The 14,943-nt window shown below is 62.6% G+C and carries 12 protein-coding genes; 6 read left to right on the top strand and 6 right to left on the bottom strand.

All coding sequences use genetic code 11. From position 1 onward, the window contains the following. Positions 1 to 203 precede the first annotated feature (203 nt). From ACZ3GY_RS18195 to glcC, 6 genes are all read right to left on the bottom strand, one after another. A complete protein-coding gene (locus tag ACZ3GY_RS18195; protein WP_465911412.1) occupies positions 204 to 1,553 on the bottom strand; it encodes a hemolysin family protein in 1,350 nt (449 codons plus the stop codon). A gap of 71 nt (positions 1,554 to 1,624) precedes the next feature. Continuing rightward, positions 1,625 to 2,953 carry a phosphate regulon sensor histidine kinase PhoR gene (gene phoR / locus ACZ3GY_RS18190; protein ID WP_465911411.1) on the bottom strand — a complete coding sequence of 443 codons (1,329 nt, stop codon included), beginning with the start codon at positions 2,951 to 2,953 and terminating at the stop codon, positions 1,625 to 1,627. 31 nt (positions 2,954 to 2,984) lie between these two features. Then, a complete protein-coding gene (gene phoB / locus ACZ3GY_RS18185; protein WP_463562712.1) occupies positions 2,985 to 3,674 on the bottom strand; it encodes a phosphate regulon transcriptional regulator PhoB in 690 nt (229 codons plus the stop codon). 88 nt (positions 3,675 to 3,762) lie between these two features. Beyond that, the gene (gene ubiA, locus ACZ3GY_RS18180; protein WP_463562711.1) at positions 3,763 to 4,653 is read right to left on the bottom strand and encodes a 4-hydroxybenzoate octaprenyltransferase; all 891 of its coding nucleotides are present in this window, start codon (positions 4,651 to 4,653) and stop codon (positions 3,763 to 3,765) included. Between the two features lie 29 nt (positions 4,654 to 4,682). After that, a complete protein-coding gene (locus ACZ3GY_RS18175; protein WP_465911410.1) occupies positions 4,683 to 5,246 on the bottom strand; it encodes a chorismate--pyruvate lyase family protein in 564 nt (187 codons plus the stop codon). Positions 5,247 to 5,328: 82 nt separating this feature from the next. Next, a complete protein-coding gene (gene glcC, locus ACZ3GY_RS18170; protein WP_465911409.1) occupies positions 5,329 to 6,099 on the bottom strand; it encodes a transcriptional regulator GlcC in 771 nt (256 codons plus the stop codon). 252 nt (positions 6,100 to 6,351) lie between these two features. Between glcC and glcD the strand changes: the two genes are divergently transcribed. The 6 genes from glcD to ACZ3GY_RS18140 all read left to right on the top strand — a co-directional run bounded on the left by glcD (position 6,352) and on the right by ACZ3GY_RS18140 (position 14,835). Further along, complete coding sequence (gene glcD, locus ACZ3GY_RS18165) at positions 6,352 to 7,851, top strand: glycolate oxidase subunit GlcD (protein WP_463562708.1); 1,500 nt, start codon at positions 6,352 to 6,354, stop codon at positions 7,849 to 7,851. Further along, on the top strand, positions 7,851 to 8,927 hold the full coding sequence (gene glcE / locus ACZ3GY_RS18160) for a glycolate oxidase subunit GlcE (protein WP_465911407.1): 1,077 nt from the start codon (positions 7,851 to 7,853) through the stop codon (positions 8,925 to 8,927). Before glcD ends, glcE begins: the two co-directional genes overlap by 1 nt. A gap of 2 nt (positions 8,928 to 8,929) precedes the next feature. Beyond that, a complete protein-coding gene (gene glcF / locus ACZ3GY_RS18155) occupies positions 8,930 to 10,147 on the top strand; it encodes a glycolate oxidase subunit GlcF (protein ID WP_465911406.1) in 1,218 nt (405 codons plus the stop codon). A gap of 60 nt (positions 10,148 to 10,207) precedes the next feature. Next, positions 10,208 to 10,606 (top strand): heme-binding protein, encoded by a 399-nt coding sequence (locus ACZ3GY_RS18150; protein ID WP_463562705.1) that lies wholly within the window; start codon positions 10,208 to 10,210, stop codon positions 10,604 to 10,606. A 79-nt stretch (positions 10,607 to 10,685) separates the two neighbouring features. After that, positions 10,686 to 12,869 (top strand): malate synthase G, encoded by a 2,184-nt coding sequence (locus tag ACZ3GY_RS18145; protein WP_465911404.1) that lies wholly within the window; start codon positions 10,686 to 10,688, stop codon positions 12,867 to 12,869. 265 nt (positions 12,870 to 13,134) lie between these two features. Next, positions 13,135 to 14,835 carry an L-lactate permease gene (locus ACZ3GY_RS18140; protein ID WP_463562703.1) on the top strand — a complete coding sequence of 567 codons (1,701 nt, stop codon included), beginning with the start codon at positions 13,135 to 13,137 and terminating at the stop codon, positions 14,833 to 14,835. Positions 14,836 to 14,943: the final 108 nt, after the last annotated feature.

The following is a 14,943-nucleotide window of genomic DNA, read 5'->3' as shown; positions in this document are numbered from 1 at the left end:
GTCTATTTGATGGCGTGCACCCTTTGCATGGGGTGCACGGCCATGGACTGCCCGCCAAAGTGCGTTATTCGAATAGCCCGACGAATGGTCGTAAGTGTTTGTTTAAAAAGACAGAATTCGTTCAGGGTTGTTGCTTTATGTGACCGTTTGGTCAGCTTAATGGAGCGCACTGCGTCATCAGATCTGGGAGCGGAATCCGCTGATTAGGTGGCCTCATCGAGCTTGATGACCTTGGCCAGGAGGATCTTCGGGCCCTTCATTTTCTTGACGATCAGGCGCAGGCCTGCGACTTCCAGCGATTCTTCTTCCTCGGGCACCCGCTTGAGGGTTTCGTAGATCAGGCCGGCGAGGGTTTCCGCCTCGATATGATCGAGGTCGACGCCGAGCAGGCGTTCCAGCTTGAACAGCGGCGTGTCGCCGCGTACCAGCAGTTTGCCCGGCTGGTAGGCGAGTATGCCGCGTTCGGTTTTGCGGTGTTCGTCCTGGATATCGCCGACCAGTGCCTCAAGTACGTCTTCCATGGTCAGGTAGCCAATTACTTTGCCGTCCGCTTCTTCGACCAACGCGAAGTGCGCGCCGCCCTTGCGAAACTGCTCCAGCAGTTCGGAAAGCGGCAGATTGCGGTTGACCTTCTCCAGCGGGTGCATCAGCTCGCCGAGACGCAGCGTCGAGGGCAACATTTCCAGCAGCGACAGGTGCAGCAGCAGATCCTTGATGTGCAACACGCCGACGAACTCGCCAGCCGCTTCGTCATAGATCGGGTAGCGGCTGTACTTGTGGCGCCGGAACACGCTGAACACTTCATCCAGCGAGGCGTTGAGTTCCAGATAGACCAGGTCTTCACGAGAATTGGCCCAGTCCACCACGTCCAGTTCGCCCAGCTCCACGGCCGAGGCAAGCACACGCATGTCCTGATCGGAGGGGTCGCTGGCGCGGCTGGAGTGCAGGATCAGTTTGAGTTCATCACGGCTGTAATGGTGGTCGTGGTGCCCACCTGGCTCGCCCTGGCCGGCGATGCGCAGGATGGCGTTGGCGCTGGCGTTGAGCAGGAAAATCGCCGGGTACATGGCCCAATAGAACAGGTACAGCGGAACTGCCGTCCACAGCGACAGCAGCTCTGGCTTGCGGATCGCCCAGGACTTGGGCGCCAGTTCGCCGATCACGATGTGCAGGTAGGAAATGATGAAGAAGGCCGTGAAGAAGGCGATGCCGTGGATCAGCTTCTGCGATTCGATGCCGATTGAGGTCAGCAGCGGTTCGAGCAGATGAGCGAAAGCCGGCTCACCAACCCAACCTAGACCGAGGGAGGCCAGAGTGATGCCCAACTGACAGGCCGACAGGTAGGCGTCGAGCTGGTTGTGCACGGTGCGCAGGATGTGTCCGCGCCAGCCGTTCTCTTGGGCCAGTGCTTCGACTTTGGTGGCCCGTAGTTTGACCATGGCGAACTCGGCGGCAACGAAAAAGCCGTTGAGTAGAACCAGGAGAAGGGCGAACAAAACGAGGCCGAAATCGGCGAAATAGGATGAGAAGGAGACGCTCGCAGAGGGATCCATGGGGGCTTCGTGTGACCAGATATTGCTAAAGGGTGGGGCTTGGGCAAGTGCTTTGCAATAGGCCTAAAGACTTAGCGGTCGCGTTGCGCTATCTGGGCCGTCGGAAAATGGCAGGTGAACAGGCTGCCCTTGCCAACCACGCTGGTAATGGCCAACTGGCCACGATGGCGCAGCAGCACGTGTTTGACGATGGCCAGACCGAGGCCGGTGCCGCCGGTGTGGCTGGCACGGCTGGAGTCGACCCGGTAGAAACGCTCGGTCAGGCGTGGCAGGTGTTTGGCCTCGATGCCTGGCCCGGTGTCTTGTACCGACAGGTGCGCGCCTTGTTCGTCCTGCCACCAGCGAATACGAATCTCGCCTTCTGCCGGCGTGTATTTGACGGCGTTGAACACCAGGTTGGAAAAGGCGCTGCGCAGCTCCGGCTCACTGCCCTTGAGTCTGACCCCGGCATCGGCTTCCAGGCTGATGCGGTGGTTGCGCTCGGCGGACAGTGCCTGGGCATCGGCCTTGATCGACTGCAGCAACAGATCGACCGCCACCGGTTGATTATCGGACGGATAGTCGGTGGCCTCCAGTTTGGCCAGTAGGAGCAGATCGTTGAGCAGACCTTGCATGCGCGCGCCCTGCTGTTGCATCTGCTGCAGGGCACGACGCCAGCGCGGATTGATCTCTTCGACGTTGTCCTGCAGGGTTTCCACGTAGCCGGAAATGACCGTGAGCGGGGTGCGCAGTTCGTGGGAAACGTTGGCGACGAAATCCTTGCGCATCTGCTCCAGCTGGTGCAGCCGGGTGACGTCGCGCACCAGCATCAGGTGTTCCTGATTGCCGTAGCGGGTGATGTTCAGTTGTAGCTGTTTGCGCGGATTGACCGGCGAGGGCAGCTCGAGCGGCTCGAGGTAGTTGCCGCGCTCGAAGTATTCCTTGAAACGTGGGTCACGCATCAGGTTGGTGATGGCCTGGCCACTGTCCTGGGGCGTTTTCAGGCCCAGCAGGGTTTCCGAGGCTTTGTTCCACCACTCCAGATTGCCGTTGCTGTCGAGCATGATCACTGCATCACGCAGGGCTGCTGTGGATTCCTGAACACGGTCGATCACCGCTTGCAGGCGGCCACGGGCGCGCTGGTTGCGGCGTTGCAGGTGATAGATGCTGTCGAACACTTCACCCCACAGGCCATAGCCGTCGGGTGGTGGTTCGTCAGGCTGGTGATCCTTGAGCCAAGCATGCAGGCGCAGCAGTTGGCTGAGCGTCCATGCCAGGTGGATGGCCAGTCCCAGGGCCAGCGCCCAGGCGTAGTGGCCGGTGATCACGCCCAGCACCAGGCAGGCGGCGACCAGTAGCAGCAAACGGCGGGTTATGGCGCCGCGCCAGTGGCTCGTCACGTTGCGCTCATCCGCCTGCATGTCCCTGTCATGTTGCGCTCCAGGCTGCCGGTCAGCCCTTGGTGGAGAAACGGTAACCGGTGCCGCGCACCGTCTGCACCAGGTTTTCGTAGGCTTCGCCGAGCGCTTTGCGCAGGCGGCGGATATGCACGTCGACGGTACGTTCTTCGACGTAGACGTTACCGCCCCATACCTGGTCGAGCAATTGGCCGCGAGTGTACGCGCGTTCCTGGTGCGTCATGAAGAACTGCAGCAGGCGATATTCGGTGGGGCCCATTTCTGCCGGCTTGCCATCGATGGTCACGCGGTGGCTGATCGGGTCGAGCAGCAGGCCGCCGACTTCGATCGGGCCCTCGTTGTCGGCTGGGCCGGCACGGCGCAGCACTGCCTTGAGGCGGGCGACCAGTTCGCGGGGAGAGAAGGGCTTGGTGATGTAATCGTCGGCACCGACCTCCAGGCCCTGGATCTTGTTGTCCTCTTCGCCCTTGGCGGTGAGCATGATGATCGGGATATCGCCGGTCAGCTCGTCACGCTTGAGGCGTCGTGCCAGTTCGATGCCGGAGGTGCCGGGCAGCATCCAGTCGAGCAGGATCAGGTCGGGTTTGCGGTCGACGATGATGGCGTGGGCCTGCTGGGTATTTTCCGCTTCCAGGCACTCGTAACCCGCCATTTCCAGCGCCACCACGATCATTTCGCGGATCGGCGCTTCGTCATCGACGATCAGGATGTTCTTGCCAGCCATGGATCGAGCCTCGGTTCATTCAACTGTCATGCGGCGCATTAGATAACGGAATTATTGCAGCGATATGACAGCTGTGCGGCAGGCGATCCTAACGCAGGGCGTAATCGAACACGATGCCAATGAAGATTGCCAGGCCGGCCCAGTGGTTGTGCAGGAAGGCCTGGAAGCAGACCATCGGCTCGCGCTTGCGGGTCATGTGGAATTCCCAGGCGAAGCAGGCGGCGGCGACCAACAAGCCAAAGTAGAAATACAGGCCCAGCTCGAAGCGCGCACCGGCCAGCACTAGGCAGAGCAGCGCCAGACCCTGCAGGCCGAGGATGATCACCCGGTCGGCATCGCCAAACAGGATAGCGGTGGACTTCACGCCGATCTTCAGGTCGTCTTCGCGGTCGGCCATGGCGTAGTAGGTATCGTAGGCGACGGTCCAGATCACGTTGGCCAGTAGCAGTAACCAGGCGGCCATCGGTACGCTACCGGTCTCGGCGGTGAACGCCATCGGCATGCCCCAGGAGAACGCCGTGCCCAGTACCACCTGCGGGTAATAGGTGTAGCGCTTCATGAACGGGTAGAGCGCGGCCACGCCCAGCGCGCCGAACGACAGCCAGACGGTGGTGGCATTGGTCAGCAGCACCAGGCCAAAGCTGAGGGCGATCAGCACGGCGAACAGGGCCAGCGCTTCGCGGGCGGTAACCCGTCCACTGGCCAGCGGGCGCGCCTTGGTGCGGCTGACATGGCCGTCGAAGTTGCGGTCGGCGTAATCGTTGATCACGCAGCCCGCCGCGCGCATCAGAATGACCCCGACCACGAAGATCACCAGGTTCTTGAGACTCGGCACACCTTCAGCTGCGATCCACAGCGCCCATAGGGTCGGCCACAGCAGCAGGTAGATGCCGATGGGCTTGTCCATGCGCGTCAACTGCACGAAGTCCCATGCGCGAGGGTGCAGGCGATTGAGTGATTGCAGCAGGCGGGTGTACATCGTGCGTTTCTCCTAGCGAGGTGCGCGGATTATACGGACGGGACGGGTGGTGTGCTCTGTTCTGCGGCTTGCCAGAAGGCCGGCAGGAATACTTCGGCGACTAGCACCGCCAGGTCGCCGCGTCGAAAGCAGGAGCGGCGTGCCCAGAGTTTTTCCTGTGCGCTGCCTGCCGGCAGCCAGGCCGCCGGATATTGGCAGACTTGCAGAGCGCCGCGCGCGAATGCGTGGTCGCTGAACAGCAATTCACCGAGGGAACGGCTGCCGAGTTGCTCAAGTGCCAGGCCGGAGCCTTGCAGTGCGCTGCGCGCCGCCACGCTGCGGGCGAATACCCAGGGCTGGCCATGGCCGAGCAAGTACACCTCGCGTACCCAGCCCTGACTGCCGTCGGCCACGCCAAGGGCCGCGCACTCATCGCTTCGCAGGGGCTGCCAGCCCTCGGTAAGCGGGGTGACGCTGAAGCCGTCGCGGGACAGCGCGGTCAGGCGTCGGGTCAGGGAGTCTTCATTGAACAGCCAGTCGCGCACGCCGCTGGCGGCTGTTGGCTGCAGCTGGTCGGCGGTCAGCCAATGAGGGGCAGGGGCGGCGTGGGGCACGGCAAGCATTCGTCGTAAATTGAGAACGCGCGAGTCTAGCACGGAGCTCCAGGGCGATCAGGGCAGGCGCCGATGGTTCGCGCTACGACCAGCCCTCCAGGCGCATGGTCGCGCGCACCAGGCGTTGCTCTTCCTGTTCGATGTCTTTGAGGTTGTCGCGGATGCTGTGGATATGTTCGCGTGCAGCACGTTGCGCCTGTTCCGGCAGGCGCTCGATCACCGCGTGGTACAGGCGCGCGTGCTGGCGGTCGATCTGGCGCTTCTGCAAGGGCCGGTGGTAGAGGTTGTTGACCGAGGCGAACACCGAATTGAGCATCAGGTCGGTGAGCGATTGCAGCGTGTGCAGCAACACCGGGTTGTGCGAGGCCTCGCAGATCGCCAGGTGAAAAGCGTGGTCGAGACGCGCCTGTTCACGTGGCTCGAAAGCCTGGGGGGCGTTGTGGGCGGCGAGCATTTCCTCGTAGCGGCGGGTGAGCAGGACGAAGTCGGCGTCCGTGCCGCGCTGCGCCGCCAGGCGTGCCGACTCGGCCTCCAGCAATACGCGTACCTCGAGCAAATCGAACAGCGTACGCGGTTGCGAACTGAACAGGTGCATCAGCGGGCTGGCATCGCGCGGGCCATTGAGTGTGGCCACTCGCGAGTCACGACCTTGGGCGGTTTCGATGATGCCGCGGCCGCGCAGAACCTGCAGCCCCTCACGCAGTGCCGACCGTGAGATGCCGAGCTTTTCGCACAGACGGCGTTCCGACGGTAGCGGCTGGCCCACCTTGAGCACGCCATCGACGATCAGCCGCTCGATGCGCTCGGCCACCACGTCGCTGACCTGCCGGCGGGGGGTGTTGGGTTCTGTCATGCGCTCACCTTTTACTGGTATGACCAGTCGTTTCGAGCTGCTCGGAATTTTTTGAATATAGGCCTATTGGTCAGTATTTAAAGGCTCTACGGCATATTTGCTTCGAAAGTCTGCTGAAAGAAACTGGTCGTACCAGTGGTTTTTAGGGTGGACGCTCGGCAATCCGGGGGCTAAACATGCAGCACGCACCAGCAGCCTGGGCCTCGATGCCCGGCATGCCTATAACAACAACGCTGCCTGAATGAGCCTGCCATGAGCATTCTGTACGACGAACGTGTTGACGGCGTACTGCCCAGTGTCGACAAAGCGGCCCTGCTGGATGAGTTGCACGCCAGCTTGCCTGATCTGCACATCCTGCATGCCCAGGAAGACCTCAAACCCTATGAGTGCGATGGCCTGTCGGCGTATCGCACCACGCCAATGCTGGTGGCGCTGCCTGAGCGTCTGGAGCAGGTCGAGGCGCTGCTCAAACTCTGTCATCGCCGCCAGGTGCCGGTGGTAGCGCGGGGTGCCGGTACGGGTTTGTCCGGCGGCGCATTGCCGCTGGAGAAGGGCGTACTGCTGGTGATGGCGCGCTTCAATAAAATTCTCGAGATCGACCCGGCCGGGCGCTTCGCCCGGGTGCAGCCCGGTGTGCGCAATTTGGCGATCTCCCAGGCCGCCGCGCCGTTCGATCTGTATTACGCCCCGGATCCGTCCTCGCAGATCGCCTGTTCCATCGGCGGCAACGTGGCCGAGAATGCCGGCGGTGTGCATTGCCTGAAGTACGGACTGACGGTACACAACCTGCTCAAGGTCGAGGTGCTCACGGTCGAAGGCGAGCCGATGACCTTGGGTTCTGACGCGCTGGACTCGCCAGGTTTCGACCTGCTGGCGTTGTTCACCGGCTCCGAAGGCATGCTCGGTATCGTCACCGAGGTGACGGTCAAGCTGCTGCCCAAGCCGCAGGTGGCCAAAGTGCTGCTAGCCAGTTTCGACTCGGTGGAAAAGGCCGGTCGTGCGGTGGGCGATATCATCGCTGCGGGGATCATTCCCGGCGGCTTGGAAATGATGGACAACCTGGCCATCCGCGCCGCCGAAGACTTCATTCATGCGGGTTATCCCGTCGACGCCGAAGCGATTCTGCTGTGTGAGCTCGACGGCGTCGAAGCCGATGTGCACGATGATTGCGCGCTCGTTCGGGCGGTGCTGGAAAAGGCCGGCGCCACCGAGGTGCGTCAGGCCCGCGATGAAGCCGAGCGGGTGAAGTTCTGGGCTGGGCGCAAGAACGCCTTCCCGGCGGTCGGGCGCCTTTCGCCGGATTACTACTGCATGGACGGCACCATTCCGCGCCGTGAATTACCCGGGGTGCTCAAGGGCATCAGCGCACTCTCCGAGGAGTACGGCCTGCGCGTGGCCAACGTGTTCCATGCCGGCGACGGCAACATGCACCCGCTGATTCTCTTCGACGCCAACCAGCCCGGTGAGATGGAGCGCGCCGAGGCCATCGGCGGCAAGATCCTCGAGCTCTGCGTCAAGGTCGGCGGCAGCATCACCGGCGAGCACGGTGTCGGCCGCGAGAAGATCAATCAGATGTGCGCGCAGTTCAACAGTGACGAGCTGACCCTGTTCCACGCGGTGAAAGCGGCCTTCGACCCGAGTGGCCTGCTCAATCCCGGCAAGAACATTCCGACCCTGCACCGCTGTGCCGAATTCGGTGCTATGCACGTGCACCACGGGCAGTTGCCGTTTCCTGAATTGGAGCGCTTCTGATGGGCATGTCTCAGGACATCGACGCCAGTGCGGCGCTGCTGGAGCAGGTCAATCACGCCCTCAACACTTCCACCCTGTTGCGCATCCAGGGCGGCAACAGCAAGGCGTTTCTCGGCCGCAAGGTCGAGGGTGAGGTGCTCGATACGCGCAGCCATCGCGGTATCGTCAGCTATGACCCGACCGAACTGGTGATCACCGCCCGCGCCGGCACGCCGCTGGCCGAGCTGGAGGCGGCGCTGGAGGAAGCGGGGCAGATGCTCACCTGCGAGGCGCCGCGTTTTGCCGCTGCAGGCTCATCAGGCGCCACGGTTGGTGGCATGGTCGCCGCGGGTTTGTCCGGCCCACGGCGTCCCTGGTCTGGCGCGGTGCGCGATCTGGTGTTGGGTACACGGCTGATTACCGGCTTTGGCAAGCAACTGCGCTTTGGCGGCGAGGTGATGAAAAACGTCGCCGGTTACGACCTGTCGCGCTTGCTGGCTGGCAGTTTTGGTTGCCTGGGGGTGATCACCGAGGTGTCGCTCAAGGTGCTGCCCAAACCCCGCCAGTGCGTCAGCCTGCGCCTGGAAATGGACGCGCTCACGGCGCTGCAAAAACTCGCCGAGTGGGGCCAGCAGCCGCTGCCGATCAGCGCGGCCAGCCATGATGGCCGTGTCCTGCACCTGCGCCTGGAAGGCGGTGAAGGCTCGGTGGCAGCAGCCCGTCAGCGTCTCGGGGGTGAGCTACTGGAGGCGGCCTATTGGCGCGATCTTAACGAGCAGCGGTTGGATTTTTTCGCTGATCCGCGTCCGCTGTGGCGCGTGTCCGTGCCGAATAATTGCCGGGCGCTGGATCTGCCGGGCGAGCAGTTGATCGATTGGGGCGGTGCGCAGCGCTGGCTGAAATCCACGGCCGAGGCTGCGCATATCCGTCAGCAAGTCATGGCCGTTGGTGGTCATGCCACCTGTTTCACGGCCGGCTACTGCGACAGCCCGTTCCAGCCATTGGCCACGCCGTTGCTGCGTTACCACCGGCAGTTGAAAGCCCAGCTCGACCCGCAAGGGATTTTCAACGTCGGCCGCCTGTACGCAGAGGTTTAGCCATGCAAACCCATTTGAGTGAACAGGCCCTGCAACTGCCACGCGGCGAAGAAGCGGAAAGCATTCTGCGCTCCTGCGTGCACTGCGGCTTCTGCAACGCAACCTGTCCGACCTATCAGTTGCTCGGTGATGAACTGGACGGCCCGCGCGGGCGCATCTACCTGATCAAGCAGGTGCTCGAAGGCAACGAGGTCACGGCCAAGACGCAGGAGCATTTGGATCGCTGCCTGACCTGCCGCAACTGCGAGACCACCTGCCCGTCCGGTGTGCAGTACCACAACCTGCTGGATATCGGCCGCGCCATGGTCGAGCAGGCGGTCCCGCGGCCATTTTCCGAGCGCATGTTGCGTGAGAGCCTGCGGCTGCTGGTACCGCGCCCGGGCCTGTTCAAGGCGCTGACTCAGGCGGGCCAGGTGTTCCGCCCGCTGCTGCCGGCCAGCCTGAAAAACAAGTTGCCGCGCCAGGTTCGCATCGCCAAGCCGCGCCCGGTAAACCATCATTCGCGGCGGGTATTGATGCTCGAGGGTTGCGTGCAGCCGAGTTTGTCGCCGAACACCAATGCGGCCACTGCACGGGTATTGGATCGCCTTGGCATCAGCGTCACGGCGATCCGTGAGGCGGGCTGCTGCGGCGCTGTCGACTATCACTTGAATGCCCAGGCGCAAGGCTTGCAGCGTGCCCGGCAAAACATCGATGCCTGGTGGCCGGCGGTCGAGGCCGGCGCCGAAGCCATCGTGCAGACCGCCAGTGGCTGCGGTGCTTTCGTTAAGGATTACGGCCACTTGTTGGCGGGTGATCCTGCCTATGCCAGCAAGGCTGAGCGGGTCAGTGCGTTGGCCAAAGATCTGGTCGAGGTGTTACGTGGCGAATCGTTGGAACAATTGAAGATCGATGGCGGCATGCGCCTGGCCTTCCATTGCCCGTGCACCTTGCAGCATGCGCAGAAGCTTGGCGGCGCCGTCGAAGATGTGCTGGTGCGGCTTGGTTTCCACTTGACCAATGTGCCCGATGGCCACCTGTGCTGCGGTTCGGCCGGGACGTATTCGCTGACCCAGCCCGTGCTGTCCAAACAGCTGCGCGACAACAAACTCAATGCGCTGGAAAGCGGTAAGCCAGCGGTCATCGTCACCGCCAATATCGGCTGTCAGACTCACCTCGACGGCGCTGGTCGCACCCCGGTGCGGCATTGGATAGAGCTGGTCGAAGAGGCCATGGGCTGACACACAACTAAGAAAAGCGGCCCCAGGCCGAGCAACCGAATTCATTGAGAGGAAAAGCACATGCAAAGCAAAGCCGTACTCAGCCAGACCGAAGTCAGTCGCATCCTGGCCGCCGCCCGTGCAGAAGCCCAGCGCAACAACTGGGCCGTGTCGATTGCCGTGGTGGACGACGGCGGACATCCGCTGGCCATGGAACGCCTCGATGGCTGTGCGCCGATTGGGGCCTACATCTCCACCGAAAAGGCCCGCAGCGCGGCGCTGGGTCGCCGGGAAACAAAGGGCTACGAGGAGATGGTCAATGGCGGGCGCAGTGCGTTTCTGTCCGCGCCGCTGCTCACCTCCCTGGAGGGCGGCGTGCCGGTCGTGGTCGACGGCCATGTCATCGGCGCGGTCGGTGTGTCCGGGGTCAAGGCCGATCAGGATGCCCAAGTGGCCAAGGCAGGTATTGCCGCGCTTTGAGATGTAAGGCTGGGCTGTTGAGTCTTTTCTCCCGCTCTTTCGCAGAGCTGGAGAGCAAGCTGATTAGGAGAGATAAGTGATGACCGAACGTGTGCACTGCCAGCGTTTGCAAGTAGCCAGCGAACTCAAACGTTTCGTTGACGAGGACGTATTGCCAGGTACCAAAATCCAGGCCGAGGCCTTCTGGGCCGGCTTCGCGGCGTTGATCCACGACCTGGCACCGCAGAACCGCGCGTTGCTGGCCGAGCGCGAGCGCTTGCAAGCCGAGCTGGATACCTGGCATCGCGCCAATCCAGGGCCGATCACGGATATGCCGGCCTACCGCGCCTTTCTCGAATCGATTGGCTACCTGTTGCCACAGCCCGACGACGTGCAAGCCAGTACGGCCAACGTCGACAGCGAAATCACCAGCCAGGCCGGGCCGCAACTGGTGGTGCCGGTGATGAACGCGCGCTACGCGCTGAACGCCGCCAACGCCCGCTGGGGCTCGCTGTATGACGCGCTGTACGGTACCGATGCAATCAGCGAAGCCGGTGGCGCCAGCAAAGGGCCGGGTTACAACGAGGTTCGTGGCGCCAAGGTGATCGCCTTTGCCCGGGCCTTTCTCGACCAGGCTGCGCCGTTGGCCAGTGGCTCCCATGTGGATGCGCAGTGCTATCAGGTGGTCGAGGGGCAATTGCAGGTCGGCCTGGTCGATGGGCGCAGCACTGGCCTGCAAGCGCCTGAACAGTTTGTCGGCTATCAGGGCCGAGCCGAGGAGCCGCAGGCTGTCTTGCTGAAGAACAGCGGTCTGCACATAGAAATTCAGATCGACCCGACGAGCTTGATCGGCAGTACCGATGTCGCCGGGGTCAAGGATTTGCTGCTGGAGGCCGCGCTGTCGACCATCCTCGATTGCGAGGATTCGGTGGCCGCCGTCGATGCCACCGACAAGGTGCTGATCTACCGCAACTGGCTCGGCCTGATGAAGGGCGACCTCAGCGAGGAATTGGAAAAGGCCGGCAAGCGCATTACCCGTCGACTCAACCCGGATCGCCAGTACAACACGCCGGCAGGAGGGGAGTTGACCCTGCATGGCCGCTCTTTGCTGTTCGTGCGCAATGTCGGCCACCTGATGAGCAATCCGGCGATTCTCGACGGCGACGGTAACGAGATTCCCGAAGGCATTCTCGATGGCGTGATGACCAGCCTGATCGCCCTGCACGATCTGCAGCGTCGCGGTAATTCGCGCACCGGCAGCGTGTACATCGTCAAACCGAAGATGCACGGCCCGGCCGAGGTGGCCTTTGCTGATCAACTGTTCGGGCGTATCGAAGACCTGCTGGGGCTACCGCGCAATACCCTGAAGATCGGCATCATGGACGAGGAACGGCGCACCAGCATCAATCTCAAAGCCTGTATTGCGGCGGCCAGCGCTCGGGTGGCGTTCATCAATACCGGCTTCCTCGACCGCACCGGCGACGAGATGCACAGCGCGATGCAAGCCGGCGCGATGTTGCGCAAGGGCGATATGAAGGCCACGCCGTGGATCCAGGCCTACGAGCGTAACAACGTGTTGGTGGGCCTGAGCTGCGGGCTGCGCGGCAAGGCGCAGATCGGCAAAGGCATGTGGGCCATGCCGGATCTGATGGCCGATATGTTGGTACAGAAAATCGTTCACCCCAAGGCCGGTGCCAACACTGCCTGGGTACCGTCGCCGACCGCGGCGGTGCTGCATGCGCTGCACTATCACCAAGTCGATGTGCAAACGGTGCAGCGCGAACTGGAGCTGATCGACCTCAATAGCCAGCGTGACAGCCTGCTCAATGGCCTGCTGATGGTGCCGGTGGCCAGTGATCCTGTGTGGAGCGCTGCGCATATTCAGCAGGAGCTGGATAACAACTGCCAGGGCATCCTCGGCTATGTGGTGCGCTGGGTCGAACAGGGCGTCGGCTGCTCCAAGGTGCCGGATATCCACAACGTCGGCCTGATGGAAGATCGCGCCACCCTGCGTATCTCCAGCCAGCACATCGCCAACTGGTTGCACCATGGGGTGGTCGGCGAGGCTCAGGTACGCGAGACCTTGGAGCGGATGGCCAAGGTGGTCGATGGGCAGAACGCCGGCGATCCTCTGTACCGCCCGATGGCGCAGGACTACGCCGCTTCGGCGGCATTCCAGGCGGCCAGCGACCTGGTCTTCAAGGGCCGTGAGCAGCCCAGCGGCTACACCGAACCGTTGTTGCACGCCTGGCGTTTGCGTTTCAAACAGGAGAACGACCAGTAGCGGCGTAAGGGCGCTCCCTGGCCGCTCGGGTTAGCGCCTCGCTCTGCGACCTAATAAACAGCATCCCCGTCGATCCAGGTCGACCGGTAGAAGGAGTACAGCTTGCCCCGGCAGTTTATAGCGGCCGGGGCGCTCGAGCATGAGCGCGGTGGTGGGCGATCCCTGCCGCCGTGGCTCACGGAGTGCTGCGGTCAGAGCGCTCCCGTTGCGTGGCGCCGGGTACCCCCGGAAATTGTGGTTCACAACAAGAAAAAGGAACCAACCCATGAGTCAAACGCTGCTCTCCATCCTGGCCTTTGTGCCGCTGGTGCTGGCAGGTGTGCTGCTGATCGGCTTTCGCTGGCCAGCCAAGTACGCCATGCCGGTGGTCTTCCTGCTCACTGCAATTATCGGCTTGACGGCGTGGGACATGTCCCTAAACCGGGTCATCGCCTCCAGTCTGCAAGGCCTGATTCTTACCGCGGCGATCCTGTGGATCATCTTCGGTGCGATCCTGTTGCTCAACACCCTCAAACACTCCGGCGGCATCAGTGCCATTCGGCGTGGCTTTGCCAGCATCACCCCGGATCGCCGTGTGCAGGCGTTGATCGTGGCCTGGTTGTTTGGCTGTTTCATCGAGGGGGCATCAGGCTTTGGTACGCCGGCGGCGGTCGCCGCGCCGCTGCTTGTGGCGTTGGGCTTTCCGGCACTGGCGGCGGTGGTGCTGGGCATGATGGTGCAGTCCACGCCGGTGTCGTTCGGCGCCGTGGGCACACCGATTCTGGTTGGTGTGGGCTCTGGTTTGGACAAAACCGGCATCAGTGAGCAACTGGTGGCCGTGGGCAGTAACTGGGAGGTGTTCTTTCACCTGATCTACTCGCGCGTGGCCATTACCCACGGGCTGATCGGCCTGCTCATGCCGTTGATCATGGTGATGATCATGACCCGCTTCTTCGGCAAGAATCAGTCGTGGAAGGAAGGCCTGGCCGTCGCTCCATTCGCCATTTTTACCGCCATCTGCTTCTCCGTGCCTTACATCGCCGCGGGGGTGTTTCTCGGCCCTGAATTTCCGTCGATGATCGGTGCGCTGGTCGGGCTGGCTATCGTGGTGCCGGCTGCCAAGGCAGGCTTCTTGCTGCCCAAGGAGCATTGGGACTTTGCTCCCGCCAAAGACTGGCCGTCCGAGTGGATGGGCAAGATTGAAATGAAGATCGAGGATGTCGCAGGTAAAACGCCGATTTCCGTACCGATGGCCTGGGCACCGTATCTGCTTCTGGCAATATTTCTGGTGCTGTCGCGGGTGTTTCCCGAGCTCAAGGCGGCGATGATGGCGCTGACCTTCGGCTGGAAGGACATTCTCGGTGAGACCGGTGTGTCGGGCAGCATCGAGCCGCTGTACCTGCCTGGCGGGATCCTTTGCGTCGTGGTCGCCCTGACATTCTTCCTGCACCGCATGCGCATGCGGGAATTGACGGCGGCGATCAGCGAATCGAGCAAAACCCTGCTGGGCGCCGGCTTTGTACTGATCTTTACCATCCCGATGGTGCGGATTCTGATCAACTCCGGGGTCAATGGCTCTGACCTGATGTCGATGCCCGTTGCCATGGCGCAACTGGTGGCGGACAGCGTCGGTGGCGTGTACCCCTTCTTCGCCCCGGCCGTCGGGGCGTTGGGGGCCTTCATTGCCGGTTCCAACACCGTGTCCAACTTGATGCTCTCGCAGTTCCAGTTCAATGCGGCAGAGCTGCTCGGTGTTTCTGGGGCAATGATGGTGGCCACGCAGTCGGTCGGTGCGGCTGCCGGTAATATGATCGCCATCCACAACGTGGTAGCAGCCTCGGCGACTGTCGGCTTGCTCGGGCGCGAAGGCATCACCCTGCGCAAAACCATCCTGCCGACGCTGTACTACCTCGTGGCCGCCGGTAGCCTGACGATGTTCGCCATGTATGTCATGGGTATTGGTGATCCCCTGCTAGCTGTGCGGTGAGCGTGCAGCCCACCGAGCGGTGGGCTGCCCCGACCTTAGCTGCCCAACCGGCACGGCATTCGCTGCCCGCCGGCTTGGCGCTCCTGCGCATTTGCGGTAGCGTGCCCG

Source organism: Pseudomonas sp. PME37.24/006, from assembly GCF_055556635.1.
The sequence above is the reverse complement of the archived record's forward strand: the minus strand, read 5'-3'. Positions and strand labels throughout refer to the sequence as shown.

Excerpts from the sequence above, each read along its gene's own strand:
- ACZ3GY_RS18195 (WP_465911412.1), bottom strand. The coding sequence starts at position 1,553 with ATGGATCCCTCTGCGAGCGTCTCCTTCTCATCCTATTTCGCCGATTTC.
- phoR (WP_465911411.1), bottom strand. The coding sequence starts at position 2,953 with ATGCAGGCGGATGAGCGCAACGTGACGAGCCACTGGCGCGGCGCCATA.
- phoB (WP_463562712.1), bottom strand. The coding sequence starts at position 3,674 with ATGGCTGGCAAGAACATCCTGATCGTCGATGACGAAGCGCCGATCCGC.
- ubiA (WP_463562711.1), bottom strand. The coding sequence starts at position 4,653 with ATGTACACCCGCCTGCTGCAATCACTCAATCGCCTGCACCCTCGCGCA.
- glcC (WP_465911409.1), bottom strand. The coding sequence starts at position 6,099 with ATGACAGAACCCAACACCCCCCGCCGGCAGGTCAGCGACGTGGTGGCC.
- glcD (WP_463562708.1), top strand. The coding sequence starts at position 6,352 with ATGAGCATTCTGTACGACGAACGTGTTGACGGCGTACTGCCCAGTGTC.
- glcE (WP_465911407.1), top strand. The coding sequence starts at position 7,851 with ATGGGCATGTCTCAGGACATCGACGCCAGTGCGGCGCTGCTGGAGCAG.
- glcF (WP_465911406.1), top strand. The coding sequence starts at position 8,930 with ATGCAAACCCATTTGAGTGAACAGGCCCTGCAACTGCCACGCGGCGAA.
- ACZ3GY_RS18150 (WP_463562705.1), top strand. The coding sequence starts at position 10,208 with ATGCAAAGCAAAGCCGTACTCAGCCAGACCGAAGTCAGTCGCATCCTG.
- ACZ3GY_RS18145 (WP_465911404.1), top strand. The coding sequence starts at position 10,686 with ATGACCGAACGTGTGCACTGCCAGCGTTTGCAAGTAGCCAGCGAACTC.
- ACZ3GY_RS18140 (WP_463562703.1), top strand. The coding sequence starts at position 13,135 with ATGAGTCAAACGCTGCTCTCCATCCTGGCCTTTGTGCCGCTGGTGCTG.